The organism is Microbulbifer agarilyticus, from assembly GCF_019800665.1.
Classification (GTDB): domain Bacteria; phylum Pseudomonadota; class Gammaproteobacteria; order Pseudomonadales; family Cellvibrionaceae; genus Microbulbifer; species Microbulbifer agarilyticus_C.
Map to the genome: position 1 here is coordinate 88,461 of NZ_JAHVKO010000001.1, position 21,090 is coordinate 109,550.

Consider the following 21,090-nt stretch of genomic DNA (forward strand, 5'->3'; position numbering starts at 1 on the left):
GCTGGTGCATTTCTAAGCACCTTATTGTTTTCCGCCAGTGTTACAGCCTATGACCGTGTTAACGGAGAAGGGTTCGCAAGTCGCTCACCAGTCTTGGCAACACAGGGCATGGCCGCAACCAGCCACCCCTTAGCGACGCAAGTGGCGCTGGATATTCTGAAAAAGGGTGGCAGTGCCGTGGACGCAGCAATTGCTGCCAATGCCGCTCAGGGGCTAATGGAGCCAACAGGCAACGGTATTGGCGGGGATTTGTTCGCAATTGTCTGGAGCGCCAAAGATAAGAAGCTGCACGGGCTAAATGCCAGTGGCCGGTCGCCAAAATCTCTGCCATTTAATTATTTTTCCGATAATAATCTGGAAAAAATACCATCCCATGGTCCTTTGCCCGTTTCGGTACCCGGTGCGGTAGATGGTTGGTTCGAGCTGCATGAAAAATTTGGCAAGTTGCCCATGCAGGAGCTGCTGGCGCCAACCATTCGATATGCAAATGAAGGGTTTCCGGTTACGCAGCTGGTGGCTTACTACTGGAATCGATCGGTGCCCAAGTTGGAGAAGTTCCCAGGGTTCCGGGAGACTTACATGCCTGGCGGCAAGGCTCCGCAGGAAGGCGACCTGTTTCGGAATCCGCGCCTTGGCAATACCCTGCAGAAAATTGCCGATGGTGGTCGCGATGCCTTTTACAAAGGCGATATCGCGCGCGAGATCGGCCGCTATATGAAAGCCAATGGTGGTTTCCTGTCATACGAGGACCTGGCCGGCCACACTTCCGATTGGGTGGAGCCAGTTTCTACCAACTACCGTGGCTACGATGTGTGGGAGTTGCCGCCAAACGGCCAGGGTATCGCAGCACTGCAAATTCTCAATATTTTGGAAGGCTACGACCTGAAAAAGCTTGGGCGTACTAGCCCCGAGTACATTCATCTTTTTGCCGAGGCGAAAAAGCTCGCGTTCGAAGATCGCGCCAAATACTACGCCGACCCGGATTTCAACCAGCTGCCGGTGCAGGAGCTGATCTCCAAATCCTACGCAGACAAACGTCGTGCCTTGATTGACTCCAATAAAGCGGCAAAGCGCTACGAAGCAGGAACCGTTGCACTGCGCCACGGCGATACTATTTACCTCACTACTGCGGACAAAGACGGCAATATGGTGTCTCTGATCCAGAGTAATTATCGGGGTATGGGGTCTGGTATGACCCCCGGCGACCTGGGCTTTATCTTGCAGGACCGCGGGGAAATGTTCAGTTTGCAGGAAGGGCATTTCAACCAGTATGAGCCGGGCAAGCGTCCATTTCATACCATTATCCCTGCGTTTGTGACGAAGGGTGGCAAACCCTGGTTGAGCTTTGGCGTTATGGGCGGTGCCACCCAGCCCCAGATGCATGCGCAGATCGTCATCAATATGCTGGATTTCGGTATGAATGTGCAGGAGGCCGGCGATGCCCCTCGAATTTTGCACAGTGGTTCGAGTCAGCCCACCGATGAACTAATGGAAGATGGTGGCTATCTGAGCCTGGAAGACGGCTTTCCAATGGAAACCCGGCGCAAACTTGTCCAGATGGGGCATCAAATCCGCTTTGAAAGCGGCCCCTATGGCGGCTATCAGGCAATCCAGAGAACAGAAAACGGCGTCTACCACGGTGCTTCTGAAAGCCGAAAAGATGGCCAGGCGGCCGGTTACTAATCACAAGTTTATTGATTGCCATGTGGAGGCGGGTTAATCGCCTGACCACGAGATTTACCAGAGACTGTTTAGAATGCAAGACACACAGCCACAAACTATTTTTCTGAAAGACTATCAGGTCCCAGACTATTTGATTGACCGAACCGATCTGACGTTCGATCTCGATCCGCAAGCCACACTGGTGAAATCGCGGTTGCAGGTTCGCCGTAATCCGGCAGCCGATGCGAGCGGAGAGCTCCCACCGTTATGGCTCGACGGGGTGGATCTCGAGCTTCTTTCCGTTGTGGTAGATGGCGAGCTGCTGCCGGCCCAGCGCTACAGCGAGCAAGCGGATGGGCTGTTGCTGACTGTGGACAAAGAATCGTTTGTATTGGAAGTGCAGACCCGTATCGCACCGGAAAGCAATACGTCGCTGGAGGGCTTATACCTCTCTAATGGTATGTACTGCACTCAGTGTGAGGCGGAAGGGTTTCGCAAGATCACATTTTATCCGGATCGTCCGGATGTTATGAGTGTGTTTACCACCACGATCGTGGCACCGGCCACTTACCCGGTTCTTCTATCTAACGGAAACAAGATTGACAGCGGCACGACCGAAGATGGGCGCCTGCGCGTAACCTGGGAAGACCCGTTCGCCAAACCTTCCTATCTATTTGCCCTGGTCGCTGGTGATCTGCAGTTTGTGGAAGATCACTTTACGACCAGCAGTGGCCGCAAAGTGACTTTGCAGCTGTTCACCGAGCCAAAGAATATTGGCAAGACCGCGCACGCCATGGAGTCTCTGAAGAAGTCCATGAAGTGGGATGAAGAAGTCTACGGTCGCGAGTATGACCTGGATATCTTTATGATTGTCGCGGTAGACCATTTCAACATGGGCGCGATGGAAAACAAGGGATTGAACATCTTCAATTCCGCGTGCGTTCTCGCGAGCCCGGAAACCGCGACCGATGCGGCGTTCCAGCGTATCGAGGCAATCGTTGCCCACGAATACTTTCACAACTGGTCCGGCAACCGAGTAACGTGTCGCGACTGGTTCCAGCTCAGTCTGAAAGAGGGCTTTACCGTATTTCGCGATGCGGAGTTTTCCGCAGATATGAACTCCCGCGGGGTGAAGCGGATTGAAGATGTCACATTGCTGCGTACGGCACAATTTGCCGAAGATGCAGGTCCGATGTCACACCCGGTACGTCCGGATTCCTACATGGAAATCTCCAACTTCTATACCCTGACCGTGTACGAAAAGGGTGCGGAGGTTGTGCGTATGATCCACCGCCTCCTGGGTGCCGAAGCATTCCGTCGCGGCAGTGACCTCTACTTTGAACGGCACGACGGCTGCGCGGTTACCTGTGAAGATTTTGTCGCGGCGATGGAAGACGCCAATGGTGCCGACCTGACCCAGTTCCGTCGTTGGTACAGTCAGGGCGGTACGCCGGTGCTGGATGTTGAGGACAAGTACGACGCGGAAGCGCAGGAATACCACTTAACCATTCGCCAGCACACTCCGGATACGCCGGGACAAACAGACAAACAGCCCTTACATATGCCGGTAGCGGTAAGCCTGTTGGGTGCGGATGGCGCGGAGCTTTCGCTGGATCAAGAGGCAAACATCGAGCGGGTATTACATCTGACGGAAGCGACGCAGACATTTACCTTCGCAGAGATTCCGGAGCGGCCGCTGCCATCTTTACTGCGCGGATTCTCTGCGCCGGTAAAGCTGCGTTACCGCTACACAAGTGACCAGCTTCTATTCTTGATGCAGCACGATACGGATTCCTTTAATCGCTGGGATGCGAGCCAACGGCTTGCGTTTGAGGCGCTCGAACAATTACAGCGCGCATATCGTGCTGGTGATGATATGCAGGTGCCGGAGGCCTTGTTGCAAGGCCTATCTGCTGTTTTAGAGAATACCCAGTTGGACCCGGCGCTGGTTGCGAAGATGCTGACGCTGCCGAGCCCGCAAGAGCTGGCTGAACACGGTGAGGTCATCGATGCTCAGGGAATTATCGCCGCCCGCGCATTCGTACGTGACTCAATCGCTAAAACTCTGGAATCACAGTTCCTTAAACGCTATCAGTCACTGGATCAACGCAAGCCTTATCAGCCAGTTGCGGCGGATATTGCCGAGCGCAGCCTCAAGAATACGTGTCTGACGTACCTTTGCGCCACCGGGAATGCAGATGCATTAGCGTTGGCTGAAAGCCAGTTTATGCGGGGGGGAAACATGACGGATGTTGCCGCCGCGCTTGCAGCGCTCATTGAATTTGGCCCCGCGGAACAGGCTGAAGAGTATCTTGAATCGTTCTATCAGCAGTGGCAGCAAGATACGCAGGTAGTGGAAACCTGGTTTGGCCTGCAGGCGGGCAGCGCGAATTATGGAACTCTGAGCCGGGTGCGCGGGTTGATGTCTCACCCTGCGTTCGAGTTTACCAATCCGAATAAAGTACGCGCGGTAGTCGGAGGTTTTGCCATGCGTAACTTTACTCAGTTCCATCAAGAGGACGGAACGGGCTATGCGTTTTTAGCGGAACAGGTGATTGCGCTGGATAAGTTAAATCCACAAATTGCCGCACGGATTGTCACACCACTCACCCGCTGGCGAAAGTACCGTTCACTGGAGGCGGAGCAGATTCGATCCGCATTGCAGAGGGTGTTTGACAGTGGTGAGCTTTCGAGAGACCTCTATGAGGTAGTCAGTAAGGGGCTGGAAAACTAATCTCAGCAACAAGAAACCGGCTTGCGCCCTTACTGAATTCGGTGGGGCGCGTGTCGTTCTAGGCCTAACTCCACGATGGTGAGTACGTCATTGTCCAGTGACAGGCGAGTTTGTGAGGTGTAATCGGGGCGGAACTGGGCGATCCGAGCGTCCTGCCGAATCTCGGCGATTACGGCATTGATCACCATAAAATGGCAGAACACGAGCGTCGTCTCTACTGGTCCGGAAGTCTGAGTCGGACGAGATTCGATGGACTTGAGCGCGCGAATGATCCCATTGCGCCACGCATGTTGTGCAACCGTCAAATCGTTCCAGTTGGAATTAAGAAACGCCTGAATCCAGTCGCCGCGTTGCGCAAGGGAAACCCCCTCGGGTGATGGAATTTCTATCACATCATTGAGCTGCTCAAGGGGCTTTTGCCAGAGGCTAGCTATGGGCTCTGCGGTCTGACGTGCACGCGATTTGGGGCTGCTCATTAGTCTTACCCCTTGCCCTCCCGGGTACAGAACATTCAGATGCCCCGCGAGCTGTTCCGCTTGTTGGTGCCCAAGGCCAGTTAACCCGGGGTCATCATCGGTGGGTGACTTGGCTGCTTCGCCGTGTCGGATCAGGACAATTTCGTGCAAATTCGGCTACTCCAGTCTGCGCTCTGTGAGTAAATTCTACCTGTATTTTATTCTGCTCGCAGTTCTGCCGCACATCGGGCCTCTATCGCGAATGGCGCTCAGCGCTCACAGGAATCCCCTTAATTGCTGGTCATCCATCCCTTGCCAGAGAGCTTGTAACGCGGCCGAATCAAGATCGCGCTTGCTGTGTTCGCCAAACTGCTGGGTGTGGCCCTGATCGAATGCGGGCCAATCGTCACCCGGATTCCCCGACTCGGCAAAGTTCAGCCAGGCATTTCGCATTGACTCACTGAGGCGGTGTGGTTCGGTTTCCCCCCCATAAAAGTGCGCGAGATCACCAGCGCCATGTGTGCCAAATACATACCCGAGCTCGGCCGCATGGCAGGCGCCTAGCAGCGGTTGCGCGCTGAGGGGTTGGGTAAAGTGATAGTGAAAACGTTTCCCCTGATGGGCGTTGAGTAGTCGCAACCCGGGCACGGTAAATACCATATCCGTTAGTATTAGGTTCCAGGCCCGGCTCCACAGGGGCCAGGGATCGTCATGCAGTGCTTCTGCGCGGACGCGGTAATATTCCAGAAGCTTGGAAATCATTGGGTCTGGAATTTGTTGCTGCAAGTGATCGCGAATTTGCTGGTCATCCAGCGTGTACGTTTCAGGACGCGCAGCACTAAACAAATTCCACTCATCGCTATTGCTTCCCACCATCATGGGTATGCCGGCTGCAGCGGGGCTTTGTAGCGCATCGGCGGGTGAGTGCAACAGAAACTCGCCGTCTTGCACTGGCTTGAATGGCAGGTGGCCCCACCGGGCATGCATTGCCTGACTACTAATCAGTGAGGCCTGAGCCTGCAGAAGCTTCTCTGTAGATAGGTCGCTCAGGTTGGTCTTTCCCACGCCTGCTGCGAGGGTGTCTAAATACAGTTCCGCCAGACTATTTGCGTTGTCTGTTTGGTGGAAGACGCCGGGATTGCCACTTTGTACGATGGCTTTATGGAACAGCCTACCGCAAAGCGGCTTATCCCCTTGCGGGCATGCAGAGAACAACGAAGAAATACTCATTGCGCCTGCGGACTCACCAAACAGAGTGACGTTTTCCGGGTCGCCTCCAAATGCGGCAATGTTTCTGTTCACCCACTCCAGTGCCGCAAGCTGATCCATTAATCCTTCATTACCGGTAGCCGGTATATCGCTCAGATCACATAGCCGCAAGAAACCGAGAGCTCCCAAGCGGTAATTTAACGTGACGACGATGGCGCGACCGCTCGAGGCGAGGTATTTGCCGTCGTATAGAGTCTGGCAGCTTGAACCGAGATAAAACGACCCTCCGTGGATCCATACCATAACGGGCAATTTGTCATGGCGTGGTTTTGCCGGTGCGTAGATATTGAGGTAAAGGCAATCCTCATTTGTTGGTTCTTCTCCATCCGGCCCACGAATTTGAAAGAGCTCAGATGGATTCTGTGGTGCGGGCATGCCGTAGCGGGTGGCTTCTCTGAGGTGGCTCCATGGGTCTAATGCTTGTGGAGGCTGCCAGCGTAGTTCTCCTACTGGCGGTTTGGCATAGGGGATTCCCTGGAACTGCTTTACCTGTTGGAGCTGATCATATTTTCCCTGTATGGCTCCGCAGGGTGCATCGACTAGTAGAGAGGATTTTCCGAAATTGACCATTGCCGCTATGTCCCGAGCAAAGAGTTACGTTGAATGAATACAGCGAATTTATGCGCCCAGACAGGCAATCTTTGGCAAAAGGAATTGGGGCGCAGCTGAAAAGCAGGGGTAAGTATAGAAGCTGTCATATATTGGGGGAGTGTGACCAAACTGTTGCCAAGAGAAATCTGACGAAGACGGTTGCAACCAGATCGTATTCGGATATGATTGAGCGCTTACTGTCTAGATATCTGTGAATCAGAATCTACACTCGTATCAAGTTTATGAATTCAGTTCTCACCAGAGTTTTCTCTATGCCGATCAATATGAACGCAAGCAGCATGATGTGCTGGCGAAATCGCGAGCTTTTCGCGGGCTTTGCCGTGTCTGCTGTTCTAGCGCGTCTTGTTTGCGCATGGCCGGCGTTTATGGCGATTTCTGGTGTGCTATGTGCGAAGTCCGTCTATGGCGCGTCCTCCCTGATTGTCCGTACCTGGACCATCAAGGTGTGTAAAGCGCATGGCGGCCGCAAGGTACGTAATTTGTTAACCTGACAGTAATATCAAATTGTGCTGGAGGGTTCTTTCAAGGCCCTCCACGGAAAAACCCGGAAGGCCTTGGCCTCCGGGTTTTTTTTTGCCGTCAATTTGGGAGAAATCGGCATGGACAGGCAGTGGTGGCAATCGCTCTATGGCTTACCGCCTTTGATATGGATCGTACTCGTGGGGAGTTTCTTCGGTCGCGGTACCTACTTTATGGTGTGGCCGTTTCTCGCAGTCATGTTGCATCAACAGTTTGCGCTAAGCCCGGGGGAAATCGGCGCTTTGCTCAGCGTTTCAGCGATGTGCGCGGCAATATTGGGTTTTTATACCGGGGCATTGTCTGATCGCTTCGGCCGAAAGCTTCTGCTTCTCAGCGGCACCTCTATCAACGTCATCGCGTTTGTATACCTTGCCTTGGCGGATAGCGTGATGGCGTTTGCCGTCGCAATTACCCTGAGTGCAATTGGGCGATCCGTTTGGGAACCGCCGGCGATGGCGATGTTTGGGGATTTGATTTCAGATACGAAAGCGCGTGAATTGGCAATGCAGTTCCGCTATTTCCTCATTAACGTTGGCAGTGCATTGGGTCCGATCATTGGCGTATGGATTGGGTTAAGCGGGCAGCAGACGACGTTTGGTATCACCGCGTTCAGTTACCTGAGCCTGTTTGTCGCGTTTGTTGTGGCCTTTCGCATATATGGTTCTGACAAGCCGTCCAGTCCAGGGAAAACTTCGAGCGGAAAATTTTCGGATACGCTGCGAGTTCTCGCACAAGATCAAATGTTTTTGATCACCATTCTGGCGAATGTCATAGCACTCTTTGTTTATGCGCATATGGATTCGAGCTTGATTCAGTACTTGACCGTAAATGACGCGCCAAAAGTTGTTACGTTGATTTCGAGCATGATCCTGATCAACGCGTCGACCATCGTTTGTTTGCAGTTCCCCCTTCTGCGCCTTATGCGAGAGGTGAATGTAAATCAGCGTATTTTTATCGGGATGATGTTGTTGGCCGTAGGGCAGGTATGGTTTGCCTTGAATCCGATCCACTGGTTTTCCGGATGGCTGGGCGCGATATTTTTGATCAGCGTTGCAGAAGCGATTCTATTCCCAAATATGAGTGTTCAAGTAGACCGAATGGCACCTGCAAATATGCGCGGGAGCTACTTTGGTGCAACGAGTCTGTACGCCTTTGGTTGGTCCAGTGCGCCGCTAGTCGGCGGTTTGGTGATTCAATTTTTCGGTGGGCCAGTGCTTTATTGGGTGACGTTTGCGCTCTGTTTGCTCGTCATGTGGATGTATTGGCATGCAGGCGAGCTTATGCGGCAACCTGTGTGGCCGAAACACAGTCTTGATTCAAATGATGTGACGGGCAAAGCCTCGACATCTGCGACGTCAGTCAATCAGATGGCAGTGGGGGATGGTGGCGCCAGTGACAATGGCAATCCAGATCCGAATCCTGCATAGCCTTATAAATAAGGTGTGGCGATGGGAAAACTTGAAGCGGCTTCTGTAAAAGGGAGCCGCTTTTTTTGTGCTGCTCCCGGCCAGGCGCGTGGCGCGCCCTGAGCGATACTGCGCCAATCTGTCGCTGTTGACACGCTGCACCTTTTACTGACGTTCGTGTTTACGGTACGACTACTTTGTTCCGGCTAAAATGTGAACTGCTTCAAGTTTGCGGAAGCAGAATCATCCAAATCGATTCGCCGAAAAAATCGCTGGCCAGCTATGGATTCTCTTCAGCGAACGGTCGCGAACTTGAATTTGACGAATATCTCATCCATACCAATTAATGGGGTGGTTAAAAATTGACCTATCGCTGGGTGGTGTTACCCCTAAGGTGGTCGATAACACTGGATTTTTCTATCGCCAGATAGGGCCAAGGAATAGGTACGCAGGATGCAGACGCAGGTAGTCGACAAGGCAACTGGTACTCTGAGTTCATTTGAATCAGCGAATGTGGTTCTAGATGCTCCGGGTTTTGTGAAACTCCAACTCTCGCAAGACGAGATATTGTCGACCTTCAAGGTGGGTGATGACCTAATCATTCAGTTGGTGTCTGGCGAAATTGTCACCCTGGAAAATTTTTATCTTGCCGACGGTGCTCAGACCCAAAGTGACCTTCTTCTAGAAGACCCGGAGTCAGGAGAAGTGTTACTGGCTCAGAAAGGCGCCGATGGATCGATATTCGCTCTTACGCAAGTGGCTAGTAGTGCCGACATCGCAGCAGTCGCCCCTTCTACTGCCGCGCCGGTATGTCCCGCCGTTTGGGCTGGTCTGGCAGCGCTTGGCGTGATCGCACTGGCGAATGGCTACAGTGACGATACACCCAGCGAAAGCATTGATCCGTTCGATCCTACAGAACTTCCACCTCCTCCGGGAAGCGGCCCGATTCCGCCTCCAGATGGTGACGCTGACGCCGACTCTGACGCCGACGCTGATGCGGATACCGATGCTGACGCTGATGCAGACGCAGATACGGATGCCGACGCAGATGCGGATGCTGACGCGGATGCAGACGCGGATGCAGATGCAGATGCCGACGCCGATGCTGATGCGGATGCGGATGCGGATGCGGATGCGGATGCAGATGCGGATGCGGATGCTGACGCCGATGCCGATGCCGATGCCGATGCCGATGCCGATGCGGATGCCGACGCGGATGCGGACGCCGATGCCGACGCCGATGCCGACGCCGACGCGGATGCCGATGCCGACGCGGATGCCGATGCTGACGCCGACGCAGATGCCGATGCTGACGCGGATGCAGATGCCGATGCTGACGCCGACGCCGACGCCGACGCCGACGCCGACGCAGATGCAGATGCGGACGCTGACGCCGATGCAGATGCAGATGCAGATGCAGATGCAGATGCCGACGCGGATGCCGATGCCGACGCGGATGCCGACGCGGATGCCGACGCGGATGCCGACGCCGATGCAGACGCGGATGCAGATGCCGATGCCGATGCCGATGCTGACGCGGATGCAGATGCAGATGCAGATGCCGACGCGGATGCTGACGCCGACGCCGACGCCGACGCCGACGCCGACGCCGACGCCGACGCCGACGCTGACGCAGATGCGGATGCAGATGCCGACGCGGATGCCGACGCCGATGCCGACGCCGATGCAGACGCCGATGCAGACGCCGATGCAGACGCGGATGCCGATGCCGATGCCGATGCCGATGCGGATGCCGATGCCGACGCCGACGCCGATGCGGACGCAGACGCGGATGCCGACGCCGACGCCGATGCTGACGCGGATGCCGATGCCGACGCGGACGCTGATGCAGATGCAGATGCAGATGCAGATGCGGATGCGGATGCGGATGCGGATGCGGATGCCGATGCAGACGCGGATGCGGATGCCGACGCAGACGCCGATGCGGATGCAGATGCGGACGCCGATGCCGACGCGGATGCTGATGCCGATGCCGATGCGGACGCCGATGCCGATGCGGACGCCGATGCCGATGCGGATGCCGATGCGGACGCCGATGCCGATGCGGATGCGGATGCCGATGCGGACGCCGATGCCGATGCTGATGCCGATGCGGACGCCGACGCCGATGCCGACGCCGATGCCGATGCAGACGCGGATGCCGATGCGGACGCCGACGCGGATGCCGATGCGGATGCGGATGCCGATGCGGATGCCGATGCAGACGCCGATGCCGATGCCGACGCCGATGCCGATGCCGACGCCGATGCCGACGCCGATGCCGATGCGGATGCCGATGCTGACGCCGACGCCGACGCCGACGCCGACGCGGATGCAGATGCGGATGCGGATGCGGATGCCGATGCAGACGCGGATGCGGATGCCGACGCAGACGCCGATGCGGATGCAGATGCGGACGCCGATGCCGATGCAGATGCAGATGCAGATGCCGATGCCGATGCAGATGCCGACGCCGATGCCGATGCCGATGCCGATGCGGATGCCGATGCAGACGCCGATGCCGACGCGGATGCCGATGCCGATGCGGACGCCGATGCCGATGCGGACGCCGACGCCGATGCGGACGCCGATGCCGATGCGGACGCCGATGCCGATGCGGACGCCGACGCCGACGCCGATGCGGATGCCGACGCGGATGCCGACGCGGATGCCGATGCCGATGCGGACGCCGACGCCGATGCGGACGCCGATGCCGATGCCGATGCGGACGCCGATGCCGATGCGGACGCCGACGCCGACGCCGATGCGGATGCCGACGCGGATGCCGACGCGGATGCCGATGCCGATGCCGATGCAGATGCCGATGCAGATGCGGACGCCGATGCCGATGCCGATGCGGATGCCGATGCGGATGCCGATGCCGACGCGGATGCGGACGCCGATGCCGATGCCGATGCCGATGCCGATGCGGATGCGGATGCCGACGCGGATGCCGATGCCGATGCTGACGCAGATGCTGACGCAGATGCTGACGCAGATGCTGACGCAGATGCTGACGCCGATGCTGACGCCGACGCCGACGCAGATGCCGACGCAGATGCCGACGCAGATGCCGACGCGGATGCCGATGCCGACGCGGATGCCGACGCCGATGCCGATGCCGATGCCGACGCGGACGCGGATGCCGACGCCGACGCGGATGCGGACGCCGATGCGGATGCCGATGCCGATGCGGATGCCGATGCGGATGCCGATGCGGATGCGGACGCCGATGCCGATGCAGACGCTGATTGTGACGCCGACGCCGACGCAGATGCCGACGCAGATGCCGACGCAGATGCCGACGCGGATGCCGATGCGGACTCCGATCTCGACCACGCCATTGGCTACGTAGCCTTTAGATTGGAAGATGGCAGGGTCATCAAGGTCGAAGGTTTCGAAGGCGAGTTCGCCGAAATCAAAGATCCGGCGTATCCACAGTCACTCTACGATTGCATCGAGGATGAGTACGGGTCTGCGGTAGACCAGGACGGGCCGGGAGATCCTTACATCATCAAGGCTGGTAATGGCCACTACGATCCCGATGGTAATGAGACAACTACGGACGGCTGGCCAACGAATATGTCTGGTAACGTCGGTGGCCCTGGTGTCTTTGATGAAATTAATGTGGCCGATCTGTGTGATGACAGCGAATTGTCTTTGGACGAATCCGCTGGTGAGCCTCTCCCTGTGGAAATGGTGCAATTCGACGAAACGTTGGGGCACTTGAATCGGGTACCAGACACGGAGACCAAGGAGCAGCTTAAAGAAGCATTGCAGAACGTGCTTAGCGATATCATCGAGTTAGCTGAGCACATATCTGGGCAGGCTGACGACCAGCATTTCTCGCTGATGCCTGAAAGCGGATCGGAGTATCCGAGCTTACAGGATCTTATCAGTGACTATCTGGAAAGTGACTCGATTGAGGGCCTGGGATCAAGTGAGGTGTTCGACGAAGTATTGGGCGGCTTGCTTGCGGATCAATATACGCAAGATATTGCGCCAGCTGATACGGAGGATCCGATGAAAGATATGTGGAGTCAATCAGGTAATCACGACCTGTAGCGGCCAGTTTTAAGCCACGTTCTACTCGGAAATTACCGGGCCTAGTGCCCGGTATTTTTTTGTCCTGATTTTGGGAAAAGTGCTTCTTGCCAAGCAACGCAGGAGAGATTTCTATTGCTTCATATTAGAGCTTTAATTGGCGCTCGTCACATCATACAGCGCACCGTTGCTGAATTATTAAGCTAAAGTTTTTGTGTAAATATCAATAAATATCCCGCCGATGGTTTTAAGGAAAAAACCGGAAGGCGGCATCAAAAAGTGGAATATAGTGAAGCAGCGATACGGACTTATCAGGCAATGGATGGCTGAATGTCTTAAATGCCGCCAATTGTCTGTCTCCTTCTTCCCTGTCTTCATGGCGGTTGTACTTATCGTAACAGCTCGTGGGGAGCCCTCACTTGCAGACCAGCTAGAGGTCATTAGTCCCTCCCAGATTCAAGGGGAGGTTACCAAAGATCAGTTTCACTCTGTTAGACCATTAGTCTCCACATCTTATTCTGGCCACACACCGTTCGAGTTGAATATCAGCGATGCAGTCGTTCAGGCAGTTGGTTGGCATCCTACAGTAGGACAGTCCGTAGGTGAATTGCGCCGCCAGCAACAAAATATTCGCACTGCACGGGCGGGTTATTTTCCCCAATTGAGTCTTGGTGTGATCGGTGGATACGATTCAGAGACCGATGGCGATGGTGATGGCCACGCCGTCCAGTTGTACGTGTCGCAGGTAATTTACGACTTCGGAAAAATATCCGGGAGTGTGGGCTCCGCCACCGCAAGCGCGCATGCGTCCCAGGCCCGTGTTCTGCTGCAAATCGATACCGTGGCACGGGATACGGCCCAGGCAGCGTTGGAGGTTCTGCGCTATCAGACCCTGGTGCGTTCGGCAGATGCGCAGGTGGCGGGCGTCTCAAGTATTTCTGATTTGGTAAGAATGCGAAACCAGCGGGGTGCCAGTACCCGCTCAGATGTCTTGCAGGCACAGGCTCGTATCGAATCTGCGCGCGCCAATCGTCAGCAAACTCTGGCCCAGCTCAGTCGCTGGCGAGGTGTATTACAGAATCTCGTTGGCGTGCAGGAACCCATTGTATTAAAACCGGGCGTACCGGGTTCCGTTGTGAATGGATGTATGGTTGACCCGCTAAAAGTGAATACCGCACCAAGTGTGCTTGTTGCAGAAGCCGACCGTTCCCAGGCCGCGGCCCAGTTAAAGGAAGCCCGTGCGCAATCTTGGCCAACATTGTCGTTGGATGGCAGTGTCAACCGCTATCTCGATCAGCAATATGTCGACTCGAACGCGCTGAATGATCATGAAAGTGCAATCTTTCTCAACCTCTCCATGCCCATCTATCAGGGTGGACGGATATTCGCCAATCGAGACGCGGCTAATTTCGCTATGCGATCAGCACAGGCTGCAAAGGATGCCGCTCAGCTGACCGTCTCTAGAGACCTTCGAATTGCACAGAGCCAGAGCGTTGGGCTTGAGCGCAGTCTGAGTATTCTCGATACAAGGCTGCGAGCAATTGAAGAGACGCGAGACCTGTACAGGAAGCAATATTCCGCACTGGGGACTCGAACGCTTGTTGAGCTGTTGAACTCAGAAGAAGAGGTGCAACAGGCGCGTGTTGAAAGAGCCAACACACAGTATGACTTGTATCGACTCAATATTGATTGCCTGTACACCGTAGGCGAAATTCGAGAAGCCTTTGCCTTACAGAGACGCACCATACAGGGAGTGGAAATTCTGCCATGACAGAAATGCAGGAATCGCCAAAGTCACGGACGGATCGCAACCCTGGCAGAGAAAATGCTCGTAACAAGCCCCTGGACTACCGGCCGTGGATGCGGGCAATTTTAGCCGTTGCGAATCACTATCGGCTCGAATTTTCCACGGAAAATGTGCGTATTTCCTCGCAGTGGGGAAACGATGAGTCTGTCGAAAACATGGTGCGTAGCATGGCGCGGCAGGCTGGGCTGGTCGCGAAGTTCGGAAAGTTTAGTGAAGACATGCTTAGCCCCTGGCGTTTGCCAATAGTTGTTCAGTTAACAGGGGGGCAAGTCGGTGTGATCAATGCCGTTGGCCGTAATCGAGTACTATCAGTTTCATTTAGCGGTGATGCGGGTGCTGCCTCACAGATACATGCCGATAAGCTAATAGCGCATATTGCTTCTGCGGTTGTATTGAGGCCGGCGAGCAATGCGCCCGATGCCAGAATCGATGATTATATAAAACCGCAGGAAAAACATTGGTTTCGCTCGATTATTCTTCGTGATCTGAAACCTTATGGTCACGTAATGCTTGCAACCACTGTGGCCAATGTACTCGCGCTAGCGGGAATTTTATTCGCCAAGCAGGTCTATGACCGTGTCATCCCAGCGGAATCTACAGCAACCCTGTATGTTCTATTCAGTGGGGTAATGGTCGCAGTTCTGTTTGATTTTATTATGCGAATCAATCGCGTTCGAGTAACGGATTTACTGGGTAAACGGGCGGATATTCGCGTGTCTGATCTTGTATATGGTCACGCCGTACGTCTGCGTAACAATGCCCGGCCGAAGTCCACCGGAGCTTTTATATCCCAAATTCGAGAGCTTGAGCGTGTGCGGGAAATGGTCACCTCGACGACGATACTCGCTATAGCGGACATGCCATTTTTCTTCTTGTTTTTGTTCTTCATGTGGTACCTGGCGGGTCCGCTTGCGCTGGTTCCATTGGCTGCGCTTGCGGCACTCGTAATTCCCGGGTTATTGGCACAGCCTAAACTTGCCCGTCTCGCGGGCGAGTCGATCCGTGAATCATCATTGCGAAATGCTATGTTGGTGGAAACGGTCCAGGGAATGGAAGATATCAAAGCGCTACAGGCAGAGCAGCGTTTTCAACAACAGTGGAATCACTACAACGCAGTCACGGCCGAATCCAACTTACGCTTGCGTGGGTTGATTGGAAAACTCGTTACCTGGACCCATAACGTCCAGTCCTCGGTGTTCGCCTTGATCGTTCTGTTTGGTGCCCCCATGGTCATGGCCGGTGATATGACCACAGGTTCTCTGGTCGCGGCGTCCATTCTCGGATCACGGATGATGGCGCCAATGTCTCAAATAACCCAGGTGTTGAGTCGCTGGCAGCAGGCGAAGTATGCGCTCAAGGGGCTTGATCAAATCATGAAGTTGCCGGTAGATCAGCCAGAGGGAGCGCACCTTGTCCATATGGCCTCCATTCGGGGTAACTACAAACTGCGCGATGCAGAGTTTCGATATGGCGATCAAGAGGGACCTGCGGCATTAAAGATCGATGAATTGCAGATCAAGGCGGGCGAAAAAATTGCGGTGCTTGGCAGAAATGGTGCTGGTAAGTCGACACTCTTACAGGCGCTATCAGGCCAGCTGTTGCCGACATCCGGCGCGTTGAATCTGGAAGGTGCGAGCCTTGCGCATATTGATCCTGCTGACGCCCGTCGCGATATCGGCCTGTTGACCCAGAATGCACAACTTTTCCACGGTACATTGCGCGAGAATGTAATACTGGGTGCGCCAGATGCTTCTGATAGAGAGATTTTAGCAGCGCTGGATATGTCCGGTGCACTGGAGTTCGTGCGCAAGTTTGCCAAGGGTCTGGACCATCTCATCTTAGAGGGAGGGCTTGGGTTATCCGGCGGGCAGCGTCAATCCTTGCTGCTGGCCCGGCTATTTATCCGTAGTCCTCAGGTCATTTTACTGGATGAACCCACCGCGTCGCTGGATGACCTTACCGAAAAACGATTCATCGAAAAGCTCCAGCGTTGGGGGAGCGGTCGTACGCTGATTCTCGCCACGCACCGGAGCAGTACTCTGCAGCTGGTCGATCGTATTATCGTCGTTGAAAATGGTCGGTTGATTATTGATGCGCCGAAACAAATCGCACTGGAAAAGCTGGCTCAGGCAAGTGCGAAAGCAGGGCAGGCTGGTAAAGGTGCACATCGGGGCGGCGAAGTAAAAGACGCGGATGAAAGGGTAAGCTGATGCCTGATAAGAGCCAATCAAATAGTACCTCTGAATCTCGTCTGGAATCCGCAATTAGTCAGTCTGGTGCACATGCCGGACACTCCAATCTGGCAATACTTGAAGCCGATTTTCAGAATGCCGGTAGCCACCATAATGAAGAGGCGGATGACGTACTGTTGTCAAAATCCGGGCGCATTATCTGGACATTTTTCTTGCTCATAATTTCTCTGGTCATCTGGTCATACTTTGCCAAGGTAGATGAGGTATCAAGAGGAAGCGGAAAGGTAATACCCACTTCCAGAGCGCAGGTGATTCAATCTCTGGAGGGGGGGATACTGGCGCGCTTGAACGTCATTGAAGGCGATATTGTCGAGCGTGGAGAGGTACTTGCGCAATTAGATCCAACCAAAATTCGCTCAAATGTTCAGGAAAGTGAAGCGCGCTTCCGGGCCGCTCTGGCCAGCGAAGCGCGCCTGAGCGCAGAGGTTAATGGTGCGGAGCTCGCGTTTCCGGCTGTACTTGACGACTATGAAGAGTTGCTCGTCAAGGAGCGGAAGTTATACCACACGCGCCAGAGAAGCCTGAATGATTCGCTGAGCAGCCTGGGGGAGTCGCGAGATCTGGTGAAACGTGAGTTGTCGATTACTCGTTCTCTGGTGGAGTCAGGTGCAGCAAGCAATGTTGAAGTCTTGCGTCTCAGTCGTCAGAAGTCTGAGCTAGATCTCAAGATAAAAGATGTACACTCGGAATATATGGTGCGTGCGCGGGAAGAGCTTGCATCGGTCAGCGCTGAGGTGGAGGCACTTCGCTCAGTAATTGAGGGGCGTGCAGACTCGCTCACACGATTGACGCTGAAGTCGCCGGTAAGAGGCATCGTCAAGGATATCGAAATCACCACCATAGGCGGCGTCCTGCCGCCGAGCGGTCGTCTGATGGAGATAGTGCCGTTGGATGATCGGTTGCTGGTGGAAGCAAAAATTTCACCGAGGGACATCGCCTTTATCCATCCCGGCCAAGATGCGAAGGTTAAAATCACTGCTTATGACTACTCCGTGTATGGCGGTCTCGACGGCAAAGTGACCACCATCTCTCCCGATACCATTCAAGATGAAGCCCAGCCGGGTGAGTACTTCTATCGTGTGCTGATACTGACAAACGAAGATGCGCTAGTGAATAGATCGGGCAAGGAATTTCCGATAGTGCCAGGCATGGTCGCAACGGTAGATGTACGCACCGGATCAAAAACCGTGTTCGATTACATTGTAAAACCCTTCAATCAAGCGGGCGAGGCGCTGCGTGAAAGGTGATCAAGCAGTCTCTGGATTTACAGAGGGTCGGCGCGCTCGCAACTTTATTGATAACTGTCGCCCTTCTCATGGTTATTTCTACCGCTAAAGCCAGCGATTCGGCAATCACTGAAAATAGCGAAAAAATCTATACCCTCGTCGCAGAAATAACCGTCCTTAATCGCACGGATCAGCCTATTCAAGGTTACATCCATCGTATAGCTATTCCTGTGGATGGTCATATGCAACAGCGTGTTCTAGCGGTTCGCCCGGACGGCGTTTCACGGATCGAGCGAAAGGCATTTGATCATGGTGCCGGTGAATACCTCGAGCTGGAGTGGGATATTTTTGCGAACGAGGAATCCATCAAGCGGGTCTACTTCGATATCCTGGTCGATAGTTACCAAATGCCCGTAGATGAAGTCGAACGGTCACCTGGCACACTGCATAGTGTGCCGGATAAGAGTTATCTCGAGCCGTCAAAATACATTGAGTCTGAAGCCAGCGAGATTGTGCGCCTTGCTCGACATATCGAACGTAGCTATTCCGACCCGGAAGCTAGATTACGTGCAGCCTATTTAACGCCACAGCAGCTAATTGCATATCGTCGGCAACCCACTCGTGGAGCTCTCTATGCGGTGACCGCGCGGCAGGGGGACTGTACGGAGTTCTCCGCACTATTTGTGGCGCTAGCACGAGCGCTTGGTTATCCGGCAAGGATGACGTCAGAATTTCTATTTACCGAAAAGCGTGCGTTTTCTCAGCCGAATCATCATGCGGCTGAAGTGTATTTGAATAGTCAATGGATACCGGTAGATGCCAATCTGGCTTTGGATCCCAGTTTTGGATATGGATTTGGGGAAGGCCAAAATCGCAAGATTGTGCTAAACCGAAACTCTGTATGGGTTTGGTCAAATTTATTTCCACGTGGTGTGAGTAAGCGTCGCGGTAAGGTCGATGTGAGTATGCACTGGCGTATTTTAGACGGTCAAGGAGTTGACTAATGCACGATGCCATCGAAAGTTCAGAGGCAACGGTCAGTGACGAAAGATCTGGCCTGACAGCGGAAGAGAAATCTGTAAGTGTGCCCAGCGATCGCGTGCAAGCACCATTGCCCGTGGAGAAAGTCATTCAGGAGTCTGGACCAAACGATTTCTCCGCTTCCAAGTTTCTGCAAAGTCAGGATGATGTCGGTATACAACTGTTGTGTAACGCGGCGGCGGCGCTTGATCTGGATGTTCAGTATCACGGCAATCTCATCTTCGAAGTGTTTGACGAACATCGCCGGTTTGTTTTTCGTCAAAACGCACCAGAAAATTCAGCTGTCTATGCGTATTGTGCGCGAGAGAAGCATATTGCCAAGCAAATTATGGCGATGCAGGGTGTGCCGGTTCCCCCTGGCAACCTATTCCGCGACTATGAATCGGCGCTTGAGTTTTTTAAGCAGTCTGGGGTGATGGTCACGGTCAAGCCGGCCGATGGTGCCGCAGGTCATGGCGTAACAAGCCGGGTTTCGACGGAGTCGGAATTCTCCAAGGCGTGGGGAATTGCCATAAATGAAAGCCGTGAAGTCATCGTCGAGCAACATATTTTTGGGGAAGACATACGTATCCTTGTGGTAGCTGGCAAGGCTGAGGCTGCGTATGTACGCGTACCAGCAAGTGTAATTGGCGACGGACAAAACTCGATTCGTGAACTTGTTGCTGAAAAGAATGCAGTCAGGAAGCGTAATCCAAGCCTTAGAATCGATCCAATAACCCGATTTGATCTATTGGAGCGCTGTGGTCTTTCTCTGGACTACGTTCCGGAAGATGGCGAGACAGTGCAGCTCACGAGTGTGGCAAATGCGTCGGCCGGCGGGGAAACCGTGCAGATTTTCGATTATCTGGATCGTGAAGTTCTGGAAATTGCGGAGCGCGCGGCTAAGTGCTTTCCTGGACTATTGCAGGTTGGCGTTGATCTCATTTATCTCTCCCCAGAGCAGTGGCGTGAAGGCCTGCCTCATGGCTACATCATTGAAGTGAATTCAAATCCGGCTATTTCGGATGCGGTATTTCCGAGTTATGGCCGTCCAATCGATGTGCCGGATAAGCTCGTTTCCCATATGTTCTCCGAAGCCTATACAGCATTGTCACGGTCTTCCCCGACTGGGGGGATAGCGCTTGCGGAGTCCTATTGTTACGAACGTTATGAGAGAATTTTCGGTAAAGGGAGCGCGCGGCAAATTGCGTTGATAAAACAGGCTGCGTACGGTCTAAATCTTCAAGTTGAGCAGGTTGCGGACGACCTTTATCGTCTTGTTGGGGAGAATAGCAGCTGTCTGTTCCATCACGGAACACCCGATAGATTGCGCATGATCTCCCGTAAAATTACGCGCAACAGTGAATGGATGGCGTCGCTAATGCCGTCAAACACTGTGGTTCCGCCAAAGGATGCGTCAACACTCAAGCATTATCGTCTGTTGGTTGTGGGAGGAAAGCTGGTTTCTGCCCTGCAGATTCAGTCAAAGCCGGGGCGATCAGGGGTTGTACGCAGGGAGGTAGGGGACCTGGTTCACCCCAGTATACAAGGGGTTTTACAGCAGACGTTAGCGTCCCTCTTCGATCCTCCATTGGTCGGCATCGATTTTGACGCTGAGGACCTGAGTAGTGATCTTTCCAACCAGCCTTGGAAAGTAAACGACGCGGTTTGTAATCCAAACCTATCCTGGCACCACTTCCCGTCTGCGGGGGCAGGGCGCAATGTGGCTCGAGCGCTGGTTGCTTCTGTGTTTGATGATCTGAACTGTTCTTCGGTACCGAAGACCTTCGAGCGTTTTGTCATCCGCGGTGATGTACAGGGGGTTGGGTTTCGACGCTGGTTGAAATTGATTGCGATTTTGCATTCTGTATCGGGCTGGGTCAGGAACTACCGGGTAGAGGGTGAGCCTATTCTGGAAGCGGTAGTGGAAGGTACGCCAGCTGCAATCAACCGTCTCTACACTTTGTGCCATCGCGGGCCCAAGTCTGCGCGGGTAGATACGGTTGACCGTTCAGTGCAGTCTTGCACAGGCAGATCTGAGTTCTCGGTTATCGGTTGAGTTAGGCTGGAGGTTATTCTCTAGT

Annotated in this window: 12 protein-coding genes; 10 read left to right on the forward strand and 2 right to left on the reverse strand. The window is 54.2% G+C overall.

Going from position 1 to position 21,090, the window contains the following annotated elements; translation table 11 throughout:
* Positions 1 to 108 precede the first annotated feature (108 nt).
* Positions 109 to 1,683 (forward strand): gamma-glutamyltransferase, encoded by a 1,575-nt coding sequence (gene ggt, locus KUV22_RS00370; RefSeq protein WP_261319044.1) that lies wholly within the window; start codon positions 109 to 111, stop codon positions 1,681 to 1,683.
* Between the two features lie 73 nt (positions 1,684 to 1,756).
* Positions 1,757 to 4,396: an aminopeptidase N gene (gene pepN, locus KUV22_RS00375; RefSeq protein WP_222227689.1), complete on the forward strand. Its 2,640-nt coding sequence runs from the start codon at positions 1,757 to 1,759 to the stop codon at positions 4,394 to 4,396.
* Positions 4,397 to 4,425: 29 nt separating this feature from the next.
* Here pepN and KUV22_RS00380 read toward each other — a convergent pair whose 3' ends face one another.
* Positions 4,426 to 5,022, reverse strand: coding sequence for a histidine phosphatase family protein (locus KUV22_RS00380; protein WP_222227690.1), 597 nt, complete (start codon positions 5,020 to 5,022; stop codon positions 4,426 to 4,428).
* Between the two features lie 105 nt (positions 5,023 to 5,127).
* Complete coding sequence (locus KUV22_RS00385; protein ID WP_222227691.1) at positions 5,128 to 6,690, reverse strand: carboxylesterase/lipase family protein; 1,563 nt, start codon at positions 6,688 to 6,690, stop codon at positions 5,128 to 5,130.
* 293 nt (positions 6,691 to 6,983) lie between these two features.
* Here KUV22_RS00385 and KUV22_RS00390 point away from each other — a divergent pair, with 293 nt between their 5' ends.
* From KUV22_RS00390 to KUV22_RS00425, 8 genes are all read left to right on the forward strand, one after another.
* Positions 6,984 to 7,223: a hypothetical protein gene (locus tag KUV22_RS00390; protein WP_222227692.1), complete on the forward strand. Its 240-nt coding sequence runs from the start codon at positions 6,984 to 6,986 to the stop codon at positions 7,221 to 7,223.
* A gap of 15 nt (positions 7,224 to 7,238) precedes the next feature.
* Positions 7,239 to 8,678, forward strand: coding sequence for an MDR family MFS transporter (locus tag KUV22_RS00395; RefSeq protein WP_315857481.1), 1,440 nt, complete (start codon positions 7,239 to 7,241; stop codon positions 8,676 to 8,678).
* 432 nt (positions 8,679 to 9,110) lie between these two features.
* Complete coding sequence (locus tag KUV22_RS00400; RefSeq protein ID WP_222227693.1) at positions 9,111 to 12,722, forward strand: BapA/Bap/LapF family prefix-like domain-containing protein; 3,612 nt, start codon at positions 9,111 to 9,113, stop codon at positions 12,720 to 12,722.
* A gap of 268 nt (positions 12,723 to 12,990) precedes the next feature.
* Entirely contained in the window at positions 12,991 to 14,472 is a 1,482-nt protein-coding gene (locus KUV22_RS00405; RefSeq protein WP_222227694.1) for a TolC family outer membrane protein, read from the forward strand.
* The gene (locus KUV22_RS00410) at positions 14,469 to 16,718 is read left to right on the forward strand and encodes a type I secretion system permease/ATPase (protein ID WP_261319045.1); all 2,250 of its coding nucleotides are present in this window, start codon (positions 14,469 to 14,471) and stop codon (positions 16,716 to 16,718) included. The genes KUV22_RS00405 and KUV22_RS00410 overlap by 4 nt, the downstream gene beginning before the upstream one ends.
* A complete protein-coding gene (locus tag KUV22_RS00415; RefSeq protein WP_261319046.1) occupies positions 16,718 to 18,007 on the forward strand; it encodes an HlyD family type I secretion periplasmic adaptor subunit in 1,290 nt (429 codons plus the stop codon). The genes KUV22_RS00410 and KUV22_RS00415 overlap by 1 nt, the downstream gene beginning before the upstream one ends.
* Positions 18,004 to 18,990 carry a transglutaminase-like domain-containing protein gene (locus tag KUV22_RS17445; protein WP_222227695.1) on the forward strand — a complete coding sequence of 329 codons (987 nt, stop codon included), beginning with the start codon at positions 18,004 to 18,006 and terminating at the stop codon, positions 18,988 to 18,990. The genes KUV22_RS00415 and KUV22_RS17445 overlap by 4 nt, the downstream gene beginning before the upstream one ends.
* Complete coding sequence (locus KUV22_RS00425; RefSeq protein WP_222227696.1) at positions 18,990 to 21,065, forward strand: acylphosphatase; 2,076 nt, start codon at positions 18,990 to 18,992, stop codon at positions 21,063 to 21,065. Before KUV22_RS17445 ends, KUV22_RS00425 begins: the two co-directional genes overlap by 1 nt.
* The last annotated feature ends 25 nt before the right edge of the window (positions 21,066 to 21,090 follow it).